We start from the raw sequence: 18,265 nt of genomic DNA, 5'->3' as shown, positions 1-18,265 counted from the left end.
TCACTGGGGAGCAACCTGCACGTTCGCCGCCACGACCGCCAGCCGGTCGATGCCCAGGAGGAAGTCGGCGGATCGGCGGACCACCTCGCCGGCCAGCTCGAAGCGGTACACCCGGGATGCCAACGCGCGCACCAGGATCCGCAGCTCCATGCGGGCCAGTGGCGCGCCGATGCAGTAGTGCGGACCGCCGCCGAAGCTCAGCGCGGGAACGCCGCGTCGGTCGACCAGGAACCGCTCCGGATCGTCGAAGTGGGCCTCGTCCCGGTTGCACGACGGGATCCAGACCACCACCCGGTCGTCGCGCCGGACCCGGGCGTCGCCGACCTGGACGTCCCTGGTCGCGGTGCGCATGACGTGCAGCGGTGCGCACGTCCAGCGCAGCACCTCCTCGACGGCCGAGTCGACCAGGTGCGGGTTCTCGACCAGCCGCCGCCATTCCGCCGGGTTCTCCGCGAACGCGACGACGGCGTCCGAGACGGCGTGCCGGGTGGTGCCGAGCCCGCCGTTGACCAGTCCGTCGCAGTTGAACACGATCTCCTCGTCGGACAGCCGGGGCGCGCCAGCGGGCGGGTGCAGCAGCGCGCTGACGATGTCGTCGCGCGGCGCGGTCCGCCGCTGCTCGACGAGGTCGCAGAAGTAGGCGAAGATCTGGGCGCTCGCCACCTTCCGGCGGGTGTGCGACACCGTGTCGTCGAAGGACGTGTCGGCGAGCCCGGCGAGCAGTGACCAGTCCGGCCGGGGCACACCGAGCATCGCGCACACCGTCCACGTGGGAACCTTGCTGGACAGCTCGGTCACCACGTCGAAGGCGCGCTCGCCGACCAGCTCGTCCAGGTGGGCGTCCAGCTGGCGGGCGAGGTCGGCGCCGAGCCGGGCGACGCCGCGGCCGGTGAAGTACGGCGCGTGCGCGCGACGGAACCGCCGGTGGGTGTCCCCGTCGGACACCACGAGCATCTTGTTCGACGCCGCCCGAACCGATGCCGGGTCGGCGCCGAGGCGCATGCCGGCCGTCGACGTGAACAGCTCGGGCCGCTTCAGCACCCGGCTGCCCAACTCGTAGCCGGTGACCGACCAGAACGCGCCGAGGCGGTCGGACTCGGTCCACGCGATCGGATGTGTGCCACGGGCCTGCCGCCAGGCGGCGAACTGCCGACCGGACCGGTACAGCGCCGGGTCGGTGAGGTCCGCGGCCACCGTCCACAGAGGAGTACGGGTCATTGTCGGCTCCCGGCCCGGACCTGGTCGGCGGCCAGCTCGTCGACGCGCCTCCGGTCGAGCTTGCCGTTGGGCATCACCGGCAGGGCGGGCACCGGGCGGACCAGGGTCGGCACCGCGGCCAGGGGCAGCTGGTCGCGCAGCCGGCGGATCACCAGTTCGGGCCGGAAGCCCGGTCCCACCACGAACGCGACCAGGTGCCGGGGCACGCCGCCCTCGCGCACGACGCCGACCGCGACGGCGCGTGCCCCGGTGCACCTGCCGACCAGGTGCTCGACCTCGGCCAGCTCGACACGGACGCCGGACAGCTTCACCTGCTGGTCGACGCGTCCGACGTAGTGGGTGTCCCCGTGCTCGTCGACGCGGACCAGGTCACCGGTGCGGTACGCGCGCGTCCCGTCGACCGTGCCGAACGCGGAATCGTCGCCGTCGAGGTACCCGGACGCCACGCCGGGTCCGCCGATCCACAGCTCGCCGACGTCGCCGTCGGCCACGGCGCGGTCACCGGAGCGCACGTACGCCGTGGTTCCCGGGATCGGCCGGCCGATCGGGACGTCGGCCCGGTGCCCGTCGGCCACGACGCAGCGGTGCGCCAGTGACCACACGGCACACTCCGTCGGTCCGTACTCGTTGTACAGCACCGTGTCCGGCAGGATCTCGTGGTGCAGCCGGACCAGGTCCGGCGGGCACACCTCCCCCGCCACGATCGCCGTGCCGACCGTGCGCAACAACGGTCCGAGGCCAGCCTCGAGCAGGATCCGGTACAGCGACGGGAGCAGCAGCAGGTGCGATGCCCGGTGACGCTCACCGGCCTCGGCGGCGGCCACCACGTCCGCCGGGTGCGTCGAGGGGATGACCAGGTGCGCGCCGGTGGCGAGGGACCAGTAGATCCCGGCCACCGAGCTGTCGAAGGAGATCGACGAGCAGAGCACGAACGTCGACGGGGGTTCGGGGTAGTACCGCGTCCGCGCCAGCGTCGAATACGCGAGCGCCCGCCGGGACACGACCACGCCCTTGGGGGTGCCGGCCGATCCGCTGGTGAACACCGTGTAGGCGGGCAGCTCCCCGGTGATCGCGGGTCCGCGAGCCGGGTCGCCGGACGCGGGGACGGGGACGACTTCCTCGAACGCGTCGCGCTCGACCGGGTAGGGCGGATCCGGCTCGACGACCGCGAACCGGGCCCGGGCCGCGCCGACCATGGCCGCCCGCCGGCCCCGCGGGAACGCCTGGTCGACCGGCACGTACTGGGCGCCGGCGCCCAGTACGCCGAGCATCGCGGCCACCGCCCACCGGGACAGTCTGGTGTGGACGACGACGGGCTCGCCCGGCCGCACGCCGAGTGCCCGCAGCGACGCGGCCAGCGCGGCGGCCGACGCGAACAGCTCCCGGTAGGTCAGGGTGCCCTCCGGGTCGGACACGGCCGGCCGCCCGGTGTCGGCCGACGCCAGCACGAGGTCCCCCGCCGGTCCGGTCACGCCGGCCCGCCCGCGGGTGAGAGCAGCCGACCCGGCCGCTGGTCCGGCCACGCGGCCAGCTCGCCGACCAGCGCCCCGTACCGTGCCATCAGCTCGGCCATGGTCGCGGTGTCGAAGAGCTCGGCGTCGTACTGCCATGATCCGGTGAAGCCGGCACCGTCCTCCTGCAGCACCACCGCGAGGTCGAACCGGCTGCTGTCGATGACCTTCCGGTCGTACGGGCGCAGTTCGAGACCGGGCACGGTCCGGCCAGGCGGCGTGTTGTTGAGCACGAGCTTGACCTGGAACAGCGGGCTGTGGTTCCGGCCGCGCCGCGGGTTGAGCGCCTTGACCACCTCCTCGAACGGGAGGTCCTGGTGGGCGTAGGCGTCCAGGGCGACCGTCCTGGTGCGGCCCAACAGTTCCCGCCACGTCGGCGCGCCGGTGAGGTCGGCCCGCAGCACGACCTGGTTGACGAAGAACCCGATCAGCTTCTCGACCGCGGTGTCCGACCGATTGGCCACATCGGACCCGACGACCAGGTCGGTCTCCCCAGTTCGCTGGTGCAGCAAGGCGTAGAGCGCGGCGAGCAGCGCCATGAACGGCGTGCTGTCCTCCTCCCGGCACAGCTCGCGGATCGCGTCGGCGGTGCCGGCCGGGATGCGGAACTCCAGGTCCCGCCCCAGGTTGGCCGGGCGCGCCGGGCGCGGGTGGTCCAGCGGGATGCCCGGCAGGTCGAGGACGCCGTCGAGGCGGCGCAGCCAGTGGTCACGCAGCCGGTCGTGGTGCCCCTCGTCGAGCAGCCCGCGCTGCCAGACCGCGTAGTCGGCGTACTGCACGGGCAGTTCGGGCAGCCGCGCGGGACGCCCGTCGCGGTGCGCCGCGTACAGCTCGGTGAGCTCGCCGAGCAGCAGGCCGGTCGACCACCCGTCCATCACGACGTGGTGGACCATGAACAGCAGCACGTGCTCCGCGGCGGACAGGCGTACCAGCAGCGCGCGGAACATCGGTGGCTCGGCCAGGTCGAACGGCCGGGTGTACTGGCCACGGGCCAGCGCCAGCGTCTCCGCCTCCCGCCGTTCCGCCGGCAGCGTGGAGAGGTCGACCACCGGGAGGTCGACCCCCGGGTGCGGGTGGATCTGCTGGAACGGCCGACCGTCCACAGTCACCAGTGCGGTCCGGAGTACCTCGTGCCGGCGGACGATCTCGCCGAGCGCGTACTCGAGCGACGTCACGTCGAGGTCGCCGCCGAGGCGGAGGAACACCGGGTAGTTGTACTGGTGGCTGTCCGGGGCCAGCTGGTGGAGGAACCACAGCCGCTGCTGGGCGAACGACGTTGGCATCAGCGGATCCCGCCGCACGACCACGAGCGTCGGTTGGCGGGTGGCGGACCCGCCGCCGAGCTCGTCCACGAGAACCGCGAGCTCGGCCAGTTTGGGGGCCTGGAACGGTGCGCGGATGGGCACCTCGACGTCGAACTCCGTGCGCAGCCGGAAGACCAGCTGGAAGGTGAGCAGTGAGTGGCCGCCGAGATCGAAGAAGTCGTCGTGGGCCCGGATGTGGTCCCTGGCAAGGAGCTCCCGCCAGATGGCCGCGACCCGTTCCTCGGTCGGCGTGAGCGGCACGGGGTGCGCAGCGTCCACATCGGACGCCGCGCCGGTGGCCCTGGCGGCCAGCCGGCGCAGCGCCGGACGGTCGCGCTTGCCGGCCGGCGTGATCGGCAGCTCCCGCAGCAGGACGTACCGCGCAGGTGGCACCGGGACGTGCTCGCGGAGCAGCCGCTCCAGCTCCGGCACCACGGCCGTCGCCGCGGGGCGCCAGAGCGGGTCGTTGGCGTGCCCGGTGCCCGGTGGCACGGCCGGGGCGGCACACGGCGGCGCGCCGTGCCTGGTCAGTAGCAGGTCGAACGCCCCGTCCGGATGCGCCCCGGCCCAGCTGAGCTCCACCTGGTACGGATGGCGCTCGGCGAGCGCCAGGACGTCCTCCGGTTCGACCCCAGATTCGTCCACTATGGACAGCAGGCTCAGCGGAAGGTCCGGCGGGCCGGTGCGCAGCTGTTCGGTCAGCGTGACGGCCGCGCCGACGCGTGCGTTCGGCACCGCCCGCACGACGAGCGCGGCCGGCCGGTCCCGGACGAGGATCCGCTCCACATCGGACAGCCCCGGCCAGTCCAGCTCGGCGACCGGCTCGGTGCTCTCACCGGTGCCGTCCACGGTGAGTACCACGTCGTAGCGGTAGCCGTTCAGCTCGTTGCGGTAGGCCCCCCGCTTGACCAGGACCCGCGCCGAGGTGATCCGCGGCAGCCGGGCGGGGAGGCCGGTGAACAGCCTGGGGTCCAGGCACAGCTCCTCCTCCCCGTCCACGCGGGACGCGACCTCGGCGGCGAGGTCGCCGAGCGGTGTGCCGGGATCGGCGGTGGCGGCGAGCGCGGCGGCGTGGAAGGTCCGCAGCAGGAGCAGGTTGCGCACGTCGCCGAGGAAGACGTGCCCGCCGGCCGGCATGGCCGCCACGGCCCGCTCCAGCACGGACACCAGGTACTCCGCCGAGGGGAAGTACTGTGCCACGGAGTTGAGGATGACCGTGTCGACCTCGTCGCCATGGCGCAGCGCGCGGTGGGCGGGGGCGACCCGCAGCTCGACGTGGTCACCCGGGACGTGTGCGGCCAGCCGGTCGATGACGGTGGCGGAGACGTCGACGCCGAGGTAGTACTCGCAGTCCGGGGCGACCCGATGCAGCACCAGTCCGGAACCGCAGCCGAGCTCGACCACCCGGCGCGGGCGCAGCACGCGGACGCGCTCGACGGTGTCGGCGAGCCAGGTCGCCATCTCCTCGGGGTCGAGCGGTTCGCCAGTGACGCCACTGGTCCAGCCGGTCAGGTCGAACCCGGGGTCGGCATCGGTTTCGCCGGCCCGGTACGTGTCCTCGTACACCGAGGTCCACTCCCCGACCCGATGGTCCTCCCGGTCCGGGCCTGCTGGCGGGTCGACGCTCACGAACGCCACCAGCTCGCCGTCCTGATCGACGTCCACGACGGACTCGCGAACCGCGGAATGGCTCTCCAGCAGGGTTTCCAGCTCGCCGGGTTCGATCCGGTTGCCGCGGACCTTGACCTGCTCGTCCACCCGGCCCAGGTACTCCATGGCGCCGTCGGCGAGCCTGCGGACGAGGTCGCCCGTGCGGTACAGCCGGCCGCCCGGCTCGGTCGCGAACGGGTCGGGGAGGAACCGTTGCGCGGTCAGGGCCGTACGGTTCCAGTAGCCGCTGGCCAGGCCGGCGCCGCCGACGTACAGCTCCCCCGGCACCCCAGGCGGGACCGGGTGCAGGCGCTCGTCCAGTACGTGCAGCCGGGCGTTGTGGATCGGCGTGCCGATCGGCACCCGGCCGGTCGGGACGGCGGCCCTGGCGTCGTGGGCGGCACAGGCCACAGCCGTCTCGGTGGGGCCGTACTCGTTGACCAGCCGCACGTCGGGATGGGCTCGCCAGGGCTCCAGGTGGCTCTCGCGCAGGTCCTCGCCGCCGATGACCAGTGTCCTGGTCCAGCGCGCCGGCGTGGGTCCGGCGTCGGCCAGCAGCCGCAGGTGCGACGGGGTGAGCTTGACGAACCCGAGGTCGGTGTCCTCGGCGGCGGAGGCGGCCAGGGCGGCTCCCGGCCCGTCGGACTCGTCGAGCAGCAGCAGCTCCGCGCCGGCGAGCAGGGGGACGAACAGACTGGTGACGGTCAGGTCGACGGCGGCCGAGGTGTGTACTGGAACGACCTCGCCGGCCAGCACGCCGTAGGACTCCACGGCCCACAGCAGGTAGTTGGCCACCGCCCGGTGCGGGAGCAGCGTGCCCTTGGGTCCGCCGGTCGAGCCGGAGGTGTAAATCAGGTACGCGGGGTCGTCGGCGTGGGCGTCGATCACCGGCGGGTGGTCCACACCGTCGCCGAGGTCAGCCAGGCCGTCCGCGTCGGTCAGCACGATCGACGCGCCGCTGTCCCGGAGCACGTGGTCGATCCGGGCCGGCGGGTGAGTGGGGTCGACCGGGACGTAGGCCGCGCCGGCCTTCAGCACGCCGAGCAACGCGACCACCAGTTCGGGTGAGCGGGCCAGCTTCACCGCGACGGGCACCCCGCGGCCGGCGCCGTCGGCACGCAGCCGGTGGGCGAGCGCGTTGGCCCGCCGGTCGAGCTGCCGGTAGGTCATCCGCAGCCCCCACGGCGTGGAGACCGCCACGTCGTCCGAAGTGGACAGTGCAGAGGCGGCGACCAGCTCGTGCACCAGGGGGTTGTCCGGACGTGCGGTGGTGGTCGCGTTCCACCGGCGCTGGTCGCGGTCGAGCTCGTCCGGGTCGGCGAGCGGCAGTTCCCCGACGGTGGTGCCCGGCGCGGAGACCACGGCGGCCAGTACCCGGACCAGCGCCTCGGCCAGACGTTCCACTGTGGACGTGTCGAAGAGGTCGGCCGCGTAGACGAGGACGCAGTCGAGTCCGGTCGCGGTCTCCCGCACGTTGAGGTCGAGGTCGAACCGCGCGGCGGTGTCGGGCACATGGGTACGGTCGACCGTGAGGCCACGCATCGAGCCGGCCGGCTCCGGGGTGTTGTGCAGGGTGCAGTTGACCTGGTAGAGCGGATTCCGGCCGAGGTCCCGGTCCGGACGCAGCCGCTGGGCCAGCACGTCCAGCGGCACATCCTGGTGCTCGTAGGCGTCCAGACAGGACGCCCGCACCCGGGCGAGGAGCCCGTCGAACGGCTCCGCCTGCTCGATCGTGGTACGCAGTGCCACCGAGTTGGCGAAGAAGCCGAGCAGGTCGTGGAAGGCGCGGTGGCGCCGGTTGGCCACCGGGGTGCCGACCACGACGTCGTGTTGCCCGGCGAAGCGGCCAAGCACGACCTGGAACGCCGACAGCAGCACCATGAACAGGGTCGCACCGTGCCGCCGGCCAAGCTCGTTCAGTCCATTGTGGACGTCTATCGGCACGGTGAACCGGTGGTCGGCGCCGCGCAGGCTCGGGGTCGCCGGCCGCGGCCGGTCCACCGGCAGGGTCAGCCGGTCGGGAGCGCCGGCGAGCCGGCCGGTCCAGTAGGCGAGCTGGCGGCCGGCCTCGTCGCCAGCCAGCCACTCCTCCTGCCAGCGGGCGTACTCGATGTGCTCGAGCGGGAGAGCGGGCAGCGACGCGACCCGCCCAGCACACCGGGCGTCGTAGCAGGCGGCCAGGTCGCGCTCGAACACCCCGAGCGACCAGCCGTCCACGACGGCGTGGTGGAAGACGCACAGCAGCAGCGACTCCCGCTCGCCGAGGCGCAGCAGGCGGAACCGGACCAGCGGGCCGGCCGCCAGGTCGAACGGCTCAGCCTGCGCCTCGGCCACCAGCCGCTCGGCCTCCGCCAGCCCATTCAAGTCCACAATGGACATATGTGCGGGCCGTGGCGGCCGGACCCGCTGCGTGGGGCGGCCCTCGCGCACCGGCAGCACGGTACGCAGCACGGCGTGCCGGGCCAGGACGTCGGCGAGCGCCAGCTCCAGCGCGGAGACGTCCAGCTCGCCGGTCAGCCGGTACCGGACGGCGCTGGTGTACGCGGCGCTGTCCGGGGCGAGCTGGTGCAGGAACACCATGCGGCGCTGGGCGAAGGTCGCGGGCGCGGCACCGTCCGACACGTCACCGTCGGCTGCGTCGATGGCGGCGGTGTCCATGCCCTCGTTCCAGAGGCGGAGCCGGAGCTCGGCCCGCCTGCCGGCTGGCAGGTCCCTGATCCGGTCGGCCAGGTCGGTCACGGCGACACTCCCCCTTGTGTGCCAAGCCGTTTGAGCTCGGCAACCAGCTCGTCGAGCCCGTCCGGTCCCGCGCGCCGGGCGCGGCGGAGGTCGATCTCGGCCGCCAGCGCGGCCACGGTCGGCGCGTCGAAGACGCCGCGCAGCGGCAGGTCGACGGCGAACCGGTCGCGGACCGCGGTGACGACCACGGTCGCCAGCAGCGAGTGGCCGCCGAGGGCGAAGAAGTCGTCGTGCACCCCGAAGTGCGCCACCCGCAGCGCGTCGGCCCAGATCCGCCACAGCTCGCGTTCGGTGGACGTGCGCGGGGCGCGTGCCTCCTGGCCGGGCACGGGCAGGCTCGCCCCGACCCCCGGCAACCGGGCCGCGTCCAGCTTGCCGCTGGTGGTGGTCGGTAGCGCGGCGACCTCGACCAGGTGGTTCGGCACCAGGAACGGGGGCAGCGTTGACCGCAGTTCGGCCAGCAGCACGGCCGCGTCGAGCGCGTGCCCGGCGACCGGCACGACGTAGCCGACGAGCCGCCGGTCGCCGTCCACCTCGACCAGTCGCACCGCGCAGTCGTGCACGCCGGCACAGCCGCGCAGCGCGCTCGCCACCTCGCCCGGCTCGATCCGGTGGCCGCGCAGCTTCACCTGGTGGTCGCGCCGGCCGAGGAACTCGAGCACGCCGGCGTGGTTCCAGCGGACCAGGTCACCGGTTCGGTAGAGCCGGCCGCCGGCCGACCCGAACGGATCGGGCACGAACCGTTCGGCGGTCGGCCCCGGCCGGTTCACGTAGCCGCGGGCGAGCCCCGCCCCGCCGACGTACAGCTCGCCGGGGACCCCCACCGGCACCGGTCGCATCCGCTCGTCGAGCACATACGCGGTGGTGTTGGTGATCGGCGTCCCGATCGGGACCGATGGCGCGCCGGCCGGGAGATCGCCGATCCGGTGGCACGCCGAGAAGGTGGTGTTCTCGGTCGGGCCGTATCCGTTGTGCAGCACGCCGGGCGCGCCGTGGTCGAGCACCGTCCTGGTCCGCTCCTGATCCATCACCTCGCCGACGACGAACAGGTGACGCAGCGCCGCGAACGCCGCCGGATCGGTCGCCACGACCTGGTTGAACAGGGTCGCGGTCAGACACAGCACGGTGGGCCGTACGTCGCGGAGCACGGCGAGCACCTCGTCGGGACCCAGCGGCTCGTCGCCGGGCAGCACGTGCACGCGCGCCCCGTTGCACAGGGCGCCCCACACCTCGAACGTGGTGATGTCGAACGACGGGTCACCCAGGTGCACGAGCACGTCGCCGGGGCCGAGGTCGACGTACTCGGTGGCGGTGACCAGCCGCACGACCGCGCGATTCGGCACCGCCACGCCCTTCGGCCGGCCGGTCGAGCCGGAGGTGAGCACCACGGTGACGAGCCCGTCCGGGTGACCGGCGTCCGGCTCGCCCGCGTCTCCCGCGTCTCCCACGGCGTCGAGCGGCACGGTCGGCACGCCGGTGTCGCGTAGCCACGACGGCGGGTCGCCCGCGTGGACGACCGCGCGGAGGTCCAGGTCGCGCACCATCAGGGCGAGCCGGGCGGGCGGGTAGGCGGGGTCGAGCACCACGTATCCGCCGCCGGCGGTCAGGACGCCGAGCATCGCGGTGACCAGGGCGGCCGAGCGGTGCAGGAGGATCCCGACCGGTTCGTCGGTGCCGACGCCGGCAGTCCGCAGCGCCCCGGCCAGCCGGTCGGCGCTGGCCACCAGCAGCGCATAGGTCCACTCCCCGGTGTGGTCGGTCAGCGCGGTCCGGTCGGCCCGGTGGGCGAGCTGGCGGCGGACCAGGTGGGCGACGGTCGCCGGCTCGGGCAGCGCCCGCTCGGTGCGGTTCGCGCCGGCGAGGAACTCGCGGTCCACTGTGGACAGCGGGACGAACCCGTCGACCGAACCGTCTACATCGGACTCGATGGCGGCCAGCGCGGTCAGCCACGCCGCCCGGAGCCGGTCGACGCTCTCCCGCTCCCACAGGTCGGTGGCGTAGCGCAGCTCGGCGGTCAGCGCGCCGCCGCGGTCGAACACCGTACACAGCAGGTCGAAGGGCGCGGTGGCGTCGTCGACCGGGAGCGGCCGGGCCTCGAGCCCGTCGAGGGCCAGCTCGGCGCCAGTGGCGTCGACCAGCTGGAACACGACCTGGAACAGCGGGTGGCGGCTCAGGTCGCGGTCGGGCGCCAGCTTGTCCACCAGCCGCTCGAACGGCACCTCCTGGTGGTCGTAGGCCTCACGGCAGGCCAGGGCGACGCGGTCGAGCCAGTCGCGGAACCGGCTGGCCCCGGCCACGTCGACGCGCAGCGCCAGCAGGTTGACGAAGAAGCCGATCAGCCCGTGGGTCTCGCGCCGCCGCCGGTTGGCCACCGCGGTACCGACGACCAGGTCGGTCTGCCCGGTCCACCGGGCCAGGACGACGAGGAAACCGGTCAGCAGCACCATGAACGTGCTCACGCCGTGGTTCGCGGCCAGGCGGCGTAACCGGCCGGCGAGCTCCGGGTCGAGGTCGAACGACAGCGCGGCGCCGCGGTGCGACCGGCGGGCCGGCCGGCGATGGTCGGGCAGCAGCGCCAGCTCCGGGGCGCCGGAGAGCCGCTCGCGCCAGTACGCGAAACCCGGGTCGAACGCCCCGCGGTCCAGCAGGTCACGCTGCCAGGCGGCGTGGTCGGCGTACTGCAGCGGCAGGTCGGGCAGCTCGGTGGGCCGGCCGCCGCGGACCGCCACGTAGGCGGTCGCCAGCTCGCGGACCAGGACCGGCCGCGACCACGCGTCGGCGGCGATGTGGTGCACGGTGACCAGCAGGACCTGCCGGTGCTCGGTGACCGGCAGCAGGGTGACCCGGAGCAGCGGGGGCCGGTCGAGCGCGAACGGCCGGGCGGCCTCCTCGGCGAGCCGGCGCGGCACGTCCTCGGGCGGTACCGGCTCGGTGACCGTCAGCGGGATCCGGGCCTCGGGGACGATCAGCTGGTGCAGCGTGCCGTCGTGCACGGCGAGGCAGGTACGCAGGGTCTCGTGCCGCGCGGCGATAGTGTCGAACGCGGACCGCAACGCGCCCTGGTCGAGCGGGCCGTCGAGCTCGGCGGCGAACGTCAGGTGGTGCCCGGCGCCGCCAGGACCGACCTGGTCGGTGACCCACAACCGTTCCTGCGCGAACGACGGCGCGGCGGCGACCGCGGTGCGAACGTGGTTGCGAACGTGGTTGCGAACGTGGTCCTGCCCGGTCATCGTCCGGCACGCTCGATGCGCCGACGCAGGCTCAGCGGGCGAATGTCGGTCCAGACGCGCTCGATGTGGTCCAGGCACTCGCTCTTCGTGCCGCGCGTGCCGACCTCGCGCCAGCCGAGCGGGTTCTCCCGGTCGGCCGGCCAGATCGAGTACTGCTCCTCGTGGTTGACGACGACCTTGTAGACCTTGTCGGTGCGGTCGCTGTGCGCCATGTCAGTGCGTCCCCTCAGACGAGAGCCGCACGGGCCGCCGTGGTGCCCGCGCGATGTCGGTGCCGAACAGGTCGGGCTCACCGGACGGCTCGCGGTCCAGTGCCGCGGCCAGGTCCCGGAGCCTCGGGTGGGTGAAGATCGTGCTCAACCGCGGCCGGGTGGCCAGCCGCTCGGCGACCAGCGCCTGCAACCGGACGGCGGCCACCGAGTCGCCGCCAAGCCGGAGGAAGTCGTCGTCGACGCCCACCTCCGGCACGTCGAGGACCTGCGCGTACAGCTCGACCAGCACCAGCTCGGTCGGCGTGCGCGGTGGGCGGTCCCCGTCGCCGCCGGACACCGCCGGCACGGGCAGCCGGCCGCGGTCGAGCTTTCCGTTGGCGTTGAGCGGAAGTGAGTCCAGCACGGTGACGGTGGCGGGCACCAGGTAGTCGGGCAGCGTGTCGCGCAGCGCGGCCACGCAGTCCGGGAGCGTGGCTCCGGTCCTCGGCACGACGTAGCCGGCCAGGCGGCCGGCGACAACGATCACGGCCGCCTGGGCCACCTCGGGGATCCTGGCCAGTTCGGCGGCCACCTCCTCCGGCTCGACGCGGTGACCGCGGATCTTGACCTGGTGGTCGAGCCGGCCCACGAACTCGAGCACGCCGCCCGGCAACTCGCGCACCAGGTCGCCGGTGGCGTACAGCCGCGCGCCCGGATCGGTGGCGAACAGGTCGGGCACGAACCGCTCGGCGGTGAGCGCCGGGCGCCGCCAGTACCCGATGGCCACCGCCGCCCCACCGACGTGCAGGTGGCCGGTCTCCCCCGCCGGCACGGGCCGCAGCTCCTCGTCCAGCACGTGCACGCGGACGTTCGGGATGGGCGTGCCGATCGGCACGCCGCCGGCGCCTGCCGCCCCGGTCACCTCGTACGCGGTGCAGGCCACCGACGTCTCGGTCGGGCCGTACTCGTTGATCACGCGGGTCACCCGGCTGTCCCGCCAGGCGGCGAGGTCCTCGTGGCGCAGCTCCTCGCCGCCGACCAGCAGCACGCCGGCCCAGCGGTCCGCGCGCCGGTGTGCGCCGGCGGCGGTGAGCAGCCGCAGGTGCGACGGGGTCACCTTGGCGAAGCTGAGGTCCACATCGGACTCCGCCGAGGCGGTCAGCGCGTCGCCAGGGACGCCGGTCCGCCGCGGCAGCAACACGGTCCGCCCGGCGAGCAGCGGTGCGAACACGAGGGTCACGGCGAAGTCGAAGGCCAGCGAGGAGTGCAGCACGGCCCCCCGGCCCCGGTCCAGGCCGAGCACGCCGACCGCCCAGCTCAGATGGTTGGCCACCGAGCGGTGGGCGAGCAGCACGCCTTTCGGCCCGCCGGTCGACCCCGACGTGAAGATCATGTACATGGGGTCGTCGAGGCCGACGCCGGACCGCGGCGCGCTCGCCCGGCTGCCAAGGACCTCGTCGACCGGCACGACCCTCGGCGCGGCGTCCCCGGTGTCCCGACCGCGATCGGCGACCAGCACCGACGCGCCCGTGTCGCGCAGCGTGCGCGCCAGCCGGGCGGGCGGGTACGCGAGGTCGAGCGGCAGGTAGGCGGCCCCGGCGGTCAGCACGCCGAGCAGGACGGCGACCACCTCGGGCGAGTGCGGCAGCGACACCGCGACCAGGTCACCGCGCCCGACGCCGAGCGAGCGCAGGTGGTGGGCCCAGGCGTTGACCCGGCCAGCCAGCTCGCGGTAGGTCCAGTGGCCCGTGGGGCCGTCGACCGCCACGGCGTCGGGGGTCGCGCGGGTCTGGGCCGCCACCAGGTCGTGCACGCAGGCGGGCTCAGCCACGCGGCACCCCCGGGAGGTCGGCGAGCACCGTCCGTTCGGGATGGCGCTGCCGGACGGGGGTGCCCGACCCGACCAGCACCACGACGAGGAACACGGCGCCGACACCCAGCAGCGGGCCGCGCACGCCGTACGCCGCGACCAGGCCGGTGATGGCGGCGGCGCCGAGCGGGGCGAGCGCGCTGTGCGCGGTCCAGAACGCGGAGGTGACCCGGCCGAGCAGGTGGTTGGGCGTCACGGCCTGGCGCAGGGACATCGACGAGATCCCGGCCAGCCCCAGGCCGAACGTGTAGCAGAGCACCGCGACGGCCAGCGTGAGCACGGTGGTGGACATGCCGGCCACCATCGCGGCGGCGCCACACAGCACGTAGGAGCCGAGCCAGCACGGCCCGAACCCGAGGCGGCGGCGCAGCGTCGGGGTCAGCGCGGCGGCCAGCACGGTGCCGCCGCCGGCGACGCCGACCACGATCCCGACCACGTGGTCGCCCTGGCCGAGCCCCTCCCGCACGTGGAAGATGATCACGTCCATCATGCCGAGGGTCAGGAAGCTGACCATGGTCAGCAGGATGGCCAGCCAGCGCAGCACCGGCGTGCGCCACAGGAACGTGAAGCCGGCGAGGAAGCCGTCCTTCACGTCGGACAACGCGTTGCCGGCCCCGGTCCTCAGCGGCACACGGAAGCGGACCAGCGCGAGCGCCACGGCGGACATCCCGAAGCTGACCGCGTTGACCGCGATCGCCGCCGGGGCGCCGAACAGGCCGGCCAGCGCGCCCGCCAGCATCGGGCCGACGATGAACGCGATCGCGTTCGTGGTCTCCAGCCGGCCGTTGGCCTCGATGATCCGGTCGCCGTCGACGAGGTTCGGCACGGCGGTGACGTAGGTGACCTTGAAGATCATGCTGAACACCGAGGTCACGGCCATCACCACGTACAGCAGCCACACCTGCGGGCCGAACAGCCAGCACACCGGGATCGCGCCGTGCAGTGCCATCCGCACCACGTCGCAGACGATCATCAGGCGGCGCCGGTCCAGCCGGTCGACCAGCACCCCGGCGAACACCCCGGTGACGATCGTGCCGATGCCGGCGACGCCGGTCAGCAACCCCATCTGGGCGACCGAACCGGTCGCCTGCAGGACCAGCAGCGGCAGTGCCACCAGTGCGAACGAGTTGCCCAACTCGGAGAGCGTCTGCCCGGCCCAGAACACCGTGAAGTGCCGATCGGCCCACAGCGGTGGGGCCATCAGGTCTGCCCGCCGTGCGCCTCGGCCATCGCGACCGCGACCTTGCGCGGCCCGGTGAACGGCTCGCGGCCGTGTGCCACCAGCATGTTGTCCACGACCAGCAGGTCGTCGCGCCGGTAGTCGAAGCGCACCATCGCGGACCGGTAGCAGTCCCGGAGGTGGTCGACGACGTCGTCGGGAATGGGCTCCCCGTCGCCGAAGTAGGTGTTGTTGGGCAGGCCCGCCTCGCCGAACATCTCGAGCAGGCCGAGCCGGACGGTCTCGGGCAACGTGGTCACGTGGAACACCGTGGCATGGTTGAACCAGACCGGCACACCGGTCTCCGGGTGGTGGTGCACGGCGTCGCGCACGGCACTGGTCCGGAGGTGGTCGTCGCCGAGCCACTCCGCGACGATGCCGTTGTCGGCGCAGTACTGCTCGACCTCCTCCCGGCTGCCGGTGTTGAACGCCGCCCGCCACGGCAGGCCGACCCGGTCCCCGTAGTTGCGCCTGACCATCCACTTGCGCCGGTCGAACTCCGCGCGGACCGCGGGGTCGATCGCCTCGAGCACCGCCCGCGTGCTGGCCAGCGGAGTGGCTCCCCGGGTCGCGGGCGGGCGGATGCAGTAGAAGAACAGCACCAGCGGCCAGCGCGCCTGGTAGGAGTTCTCGTTGTGCGGGAAGATCTCCTCCTGCGGCGGGTAGTCGGTCGAGGTGTAGACGTTGCCCTTGATCACGCTGCGCGGGGAGGACCGCTCGGTGTAGGTGAGCGGCGCGCCGCTGAACTCCCGCACCACGGCGGCGCAGCCGTCCACCCCGCCGATGTCGAACCCGCGGAACAGCAGGGCACCGTGCTCGCGCAGGGTGGCCCGCAGCTCCCCGCGCCCGGCCCGGATCCGGTCGACCAGCGAGGTGCCCTGTTCCTCGACGACGAACGGGATCACCGCAGTCCTCCGGAAACCAGCGGCAGCACCTTCCGGCCGGCCGCGAGCTCGTCCTGGTCCTCCGGCGGGGCGTCCTCGGCCGTGTCGGTCAGCACCAGGCTGAGCAGCCGACCGTCCTCCTCGAAGAGCATTCCGTTGTCCCGCAACCAGTCCACCCGCTCGTCGGCGACCTGCGCGAGCTTGGCCGGCGAGGCGAGGTCCCGCAGGAAGGCCGCGGTCGGCGCGTCCACCGGGTGCACGGCCGCCCGGCCGTCGCGGGAGTCGCGCACGGCCCAGCCTGCCTCGTCGGACCCGCTCAGCCGCAGCTCGCGGGGAACCGGACGGTCGCCGTACCACGCGTCGCGCCAGTCGGACACCAGCCCGCGGAGCCGGTCGTGCCACCGCACCGCGTTCAGCATGTACGGCGCGAGGTTGTGGTCGGCGAAGAAGTACGCGAGCTGCTCCAGCGCGTCGGCCGGGAACGGGTAGGTCAGCGGGTAGAAGTCCATGGGGTGCAGGTCCAGCCCGAACTCCTCGCGCCGGGTGAAGTAGGGGCTGAACCGGTCGAACCGCACCATGTAGACCCCGTTGGGCGGCCGGAGATGGGTCAGCAGCGGCAGGATCTCGGCGTAGCGCCGGTACACCAGCTCGTCCTCGCCCGGGAAGCCGATGAGCAGGTTCCACTTGGGCTCGATGCCGAACTCCTCGCAGTTCTTCAGGAACTGCAGGTTCTGGAACGAGGTCGTGCCCTTGCCCATCAGCTTCAGGGTGGAGGTGGCCAGGGCCTCGATCCCTGGCTGCACGACGGTGACCCCGGCGGCGGCCATCCGGCCGAGGTCCCGGCGGCTGAGCGGGAGCTTGACCTCGTAGAAGATCGACACCTCGGGCGGCGGGTCGAGGCGCTCGAACACGTCGCGGGGGTAGTTGCGCGGCATGACGTTGTCGGTGCAGAACAGCTGCGGGTACTCCGGGGCGAAGCCGAACAGCCAGTCGAACTGCTCGACCGCCGCGTCGGCGGCCATCGCCCGGTAGCCCATGCTCTGACCGTTGAGCCCGCAGAAGGTGCAGTGCGACCGCTCGCCCCACCAGCAACCGCGGGAGGTCTCGAAGAACAGCATCGGCTCGCTCGTCCCGGTCTCCCGCAGGCTCGGATGCGCGTCGAGCGCGGCGACGAAGGAGTCGTAGTCGGGCGTCATGACGTCGTCGATGTCGTGGTCGCGCCCGATGGCCCGGCGGAACCTCGGCACCTGGCAGTTGCGGCGCGACACGATGCCGGGGACCGTGTCGGCGGCCTCGGGGTCGCCGTCGAGCGCGTGCCGGACCAGCTCCGCGAACGTGTCCAGCGCGGGGCCGGAGAACAGGAAGTCGACCTCGGGCACGTACTCGGCGATCACCGAGCCCATGGGTGCCTCGCAGTTCGCCCCGCCGACCACCGTGAGCGTGCCCGGGCTGCGCTCCTTGACCAGGCTCGCCGCGGCGATGGTCGGCACGTGCTGGGCGAACATCGAGCTGAATCCGACCAGGTCCGCCTCGGCGATCCGGTAGCGGTCGATCAGCTCGCCACACCGCTCGCGCAACCCGGCACGCAGCCGCAGGATGTCGCGGCGGAACCCCGCCCAGCGCCGGCCGGGGTAGAACCGACGGAAGTAGTCCTCTGCGGTGTCCGGCGCGTCGGGGAAGGCGATGCCGCGGAACAGCCAGTCCCCCAGGCCGGTGTCCACGTGGTCGTGGCTCACCGAGATCGACTCGTACAGCTCGACGCCGAGGTAGTCGGCGATGTCCTGGTTGAGGTAGTGCACGCCGACCGTGACCCGGTCGGCGAAGTCCCGCCGAAGCATGCTGGCGAGCTGGCTCAACGCGAACGAGGGACGATTCCAGTCGGCGAACGGCATGTTGACGAATGCCACGTGAAACAAATTCAACCATTCCCTACTGCCGCGACTCGCGGCAACAGCATGATCTCGCGCATCCAGAACCGCACGAAAATCGGATCATGCAACCCCAGTTTTTCAGACCTCCCGCCAGAGCCCGACCTCGACCATAATAGCGAATCGACGTTGGTGCAACCCTCGGATCCTGCCATCCGTCCAGGTCGGGAAGTCCCTTAAGGACAACGACATTCGATCATCTACTGAGGACTGAACAAGCCCGTCGAGTTCTGGTCCGCCGGCCGAGCGGGAATTTTGACCCAAATGGCCTAGTGGCTCGTTGGTAGTTGTTGCTGACGTGTATTCGTCTTGGCAAATGGGGCACGGAGGGCCAGGACGACTGTTTTCCCTGCGGGGATTCTGGGCATTCTCCGGTTGTCGGGACCACGTCTTTCCCTCGGGGCAATCGCCGTGGACCTGTCGTCGGGAACGGCGAGAACCACCACCGACTGTGCGGCGGCCGGGCGAACCCGGCCACCTACACCGCCGGCGGCGTCGGACAGGTGAGCTGTTGGTCTGTA

General features: G+C 72.9%; 9 protein-coding genes. All 9 read right to left on the bottom strand.

Going from position 1 to position 18,265, the window contains the following annotated elements:
* From ACYVIP_RS12810 to ACYVIP_RS12770, 9 genes are read right to left on the bottom strand one after another with little or no spacing between them, the layout of a single operon-like run.
* Positions 1 to 1,218 carry a cytochrome P450 gene (locus tag ACYVIP_RS12810; RefSeq protein WP_460395586.1) on the bottom strand — a complete coding sequence of 406 codons (1,218 nt, stop codon included), beginning with the start codon at positions 1,216 to 1,218 and terminating at the stop codon, positions 1 to 3.
* Complete coding sequence (locus ACYVIP_RS12805; protein ID WP_460395584.1) at positions 1,215 to 2,741, bottom strand: amino acid adenylation domain-containing protein; 1,527 nt, start codon at positions 2,739 to 2,741, stop codon at positions 1,215 to 1,217. The genes ACYVIP_RS12810 and ACYVIP_RS12805 overlap by 4 nt, the downstream gene beginning before the upstream one ends.
* The gene (locus tag ACYVIP_RS12800) at positions 2,687 to 8,422 is read right to left on the bottom strand and encodes an amino acid adenylation domain-containing protein (RefSeq protein WP_460395582.1); all 5,736 of its coding nucleotides are present in this window, start codon (positions 8,420 to 8,422) and stop codon (positions 2,687 to 2,689) included. Before ACYVIP_RS12800 ends, ACYVIP_RS12805 begins: the two co-directional genes overlap by 55 nt.
* Positions 8,419 to 11,652 carry a non-ribosomal peptide synthetase gene (locus tag ACYVIP_RS12795; RefSeq protein WP_460395580.1) on the bottom strand — a complete coding sequence of 1,078 codons (3,234 nt, stop codon included), beginning with the start codon at positions 11,650 to 11,652 and terminating at the stop codon, positions 8,419 to 8,421. Before ACYVIP_RS12795 ends, ACYVIP_RS12800 begins: the two co-directional genes overlap by 4 nt.
* Positions 11,649 to 11,864 carry an MbtH family protein gene (locus ACYVIP_RS12790; RefSeq protein ID WP_460395578.1) on the bottom strand — a complete coding sequence of 72 codons (216 nt, stop codon included), beginning with the start codon at positions 11,862 to 11,864 and terminating at the stop codon, positions 11,649 to 11,651. The genes ACYVIP_RS12795 and ACYVIP_RS12790 overlap by 4 nt, the downstream gene beginning before the upstream one ends.
* A 1-nt stretch (position 11,865) precedes the next feature.
* Positions 11,866 to 13,674 carry a non-ribosomal peptide synthetase gene (locus ACYVIP_RS12785; RefSeq protein ID WP_460395576.1) on the bottom strand — a complete coding sequence of 603 codons (1,809 nt, stop codon included), beginning with the start codon at positions 13,672 to 13,674 and terminating at the stop codon, positions 11,866 to 11,868.
* The gene (locus ACYVIP_RS12780) at positions 13,667 to 14,914 is read right to left on the bottom strand and encodes an MFS transporter (protein ID WP_460395574.1); all 1,248 of its coding nucleotides are present in this window, start codon (positions 14,912 to 14,914) and stop codon (positions 13,667 to 13,669) included. The genes ACYVIP_RS12785 and ACYVIP_RS12780 overlap by 8 nt, the downstream gene beginning before the upstream one ends.
* Positions 14,914 to 15,837 carry a TauD/TfdA family dioxygenase gene (locus ACYVIP_RS12775; protein WP_460395572.1) on the bottom strand — a complete coding sequence of 308 codons (924 nt, stop codon included), beginning with the start codon at positions 15,835 to 15,837 and terminating at the stop codon, positions 14,914 to 14,916. Before ACYVIP_RS12775 ends, ACYVIP_RS12780 begins: the two co-directional genes overlap by 1 nt.
* Entirely contained in the window at positions 15,834 to 17,723 is a 1,890-nt protein-coding gene (locus ACYVIP_RS12770; protein WP_460395570.1) for a RiPP maturation radical SAM C-methyltransferase, read from the bottom strand. Before ACYVIP_RS12770 ends, ACYVIP_RS12775 begins: the two co-directional genes overlap by 4 nt.
* Positions 17,724 to 18,265: the final 542 nt, after the last annotated feature.

The organism is Actinophytocola sediminis, assembly GCF_054779715.1.
Note: the sequence above shows the minus strand (reverse complement) of the source record. Positions and strands in the feature narration are given on the sequence as shown.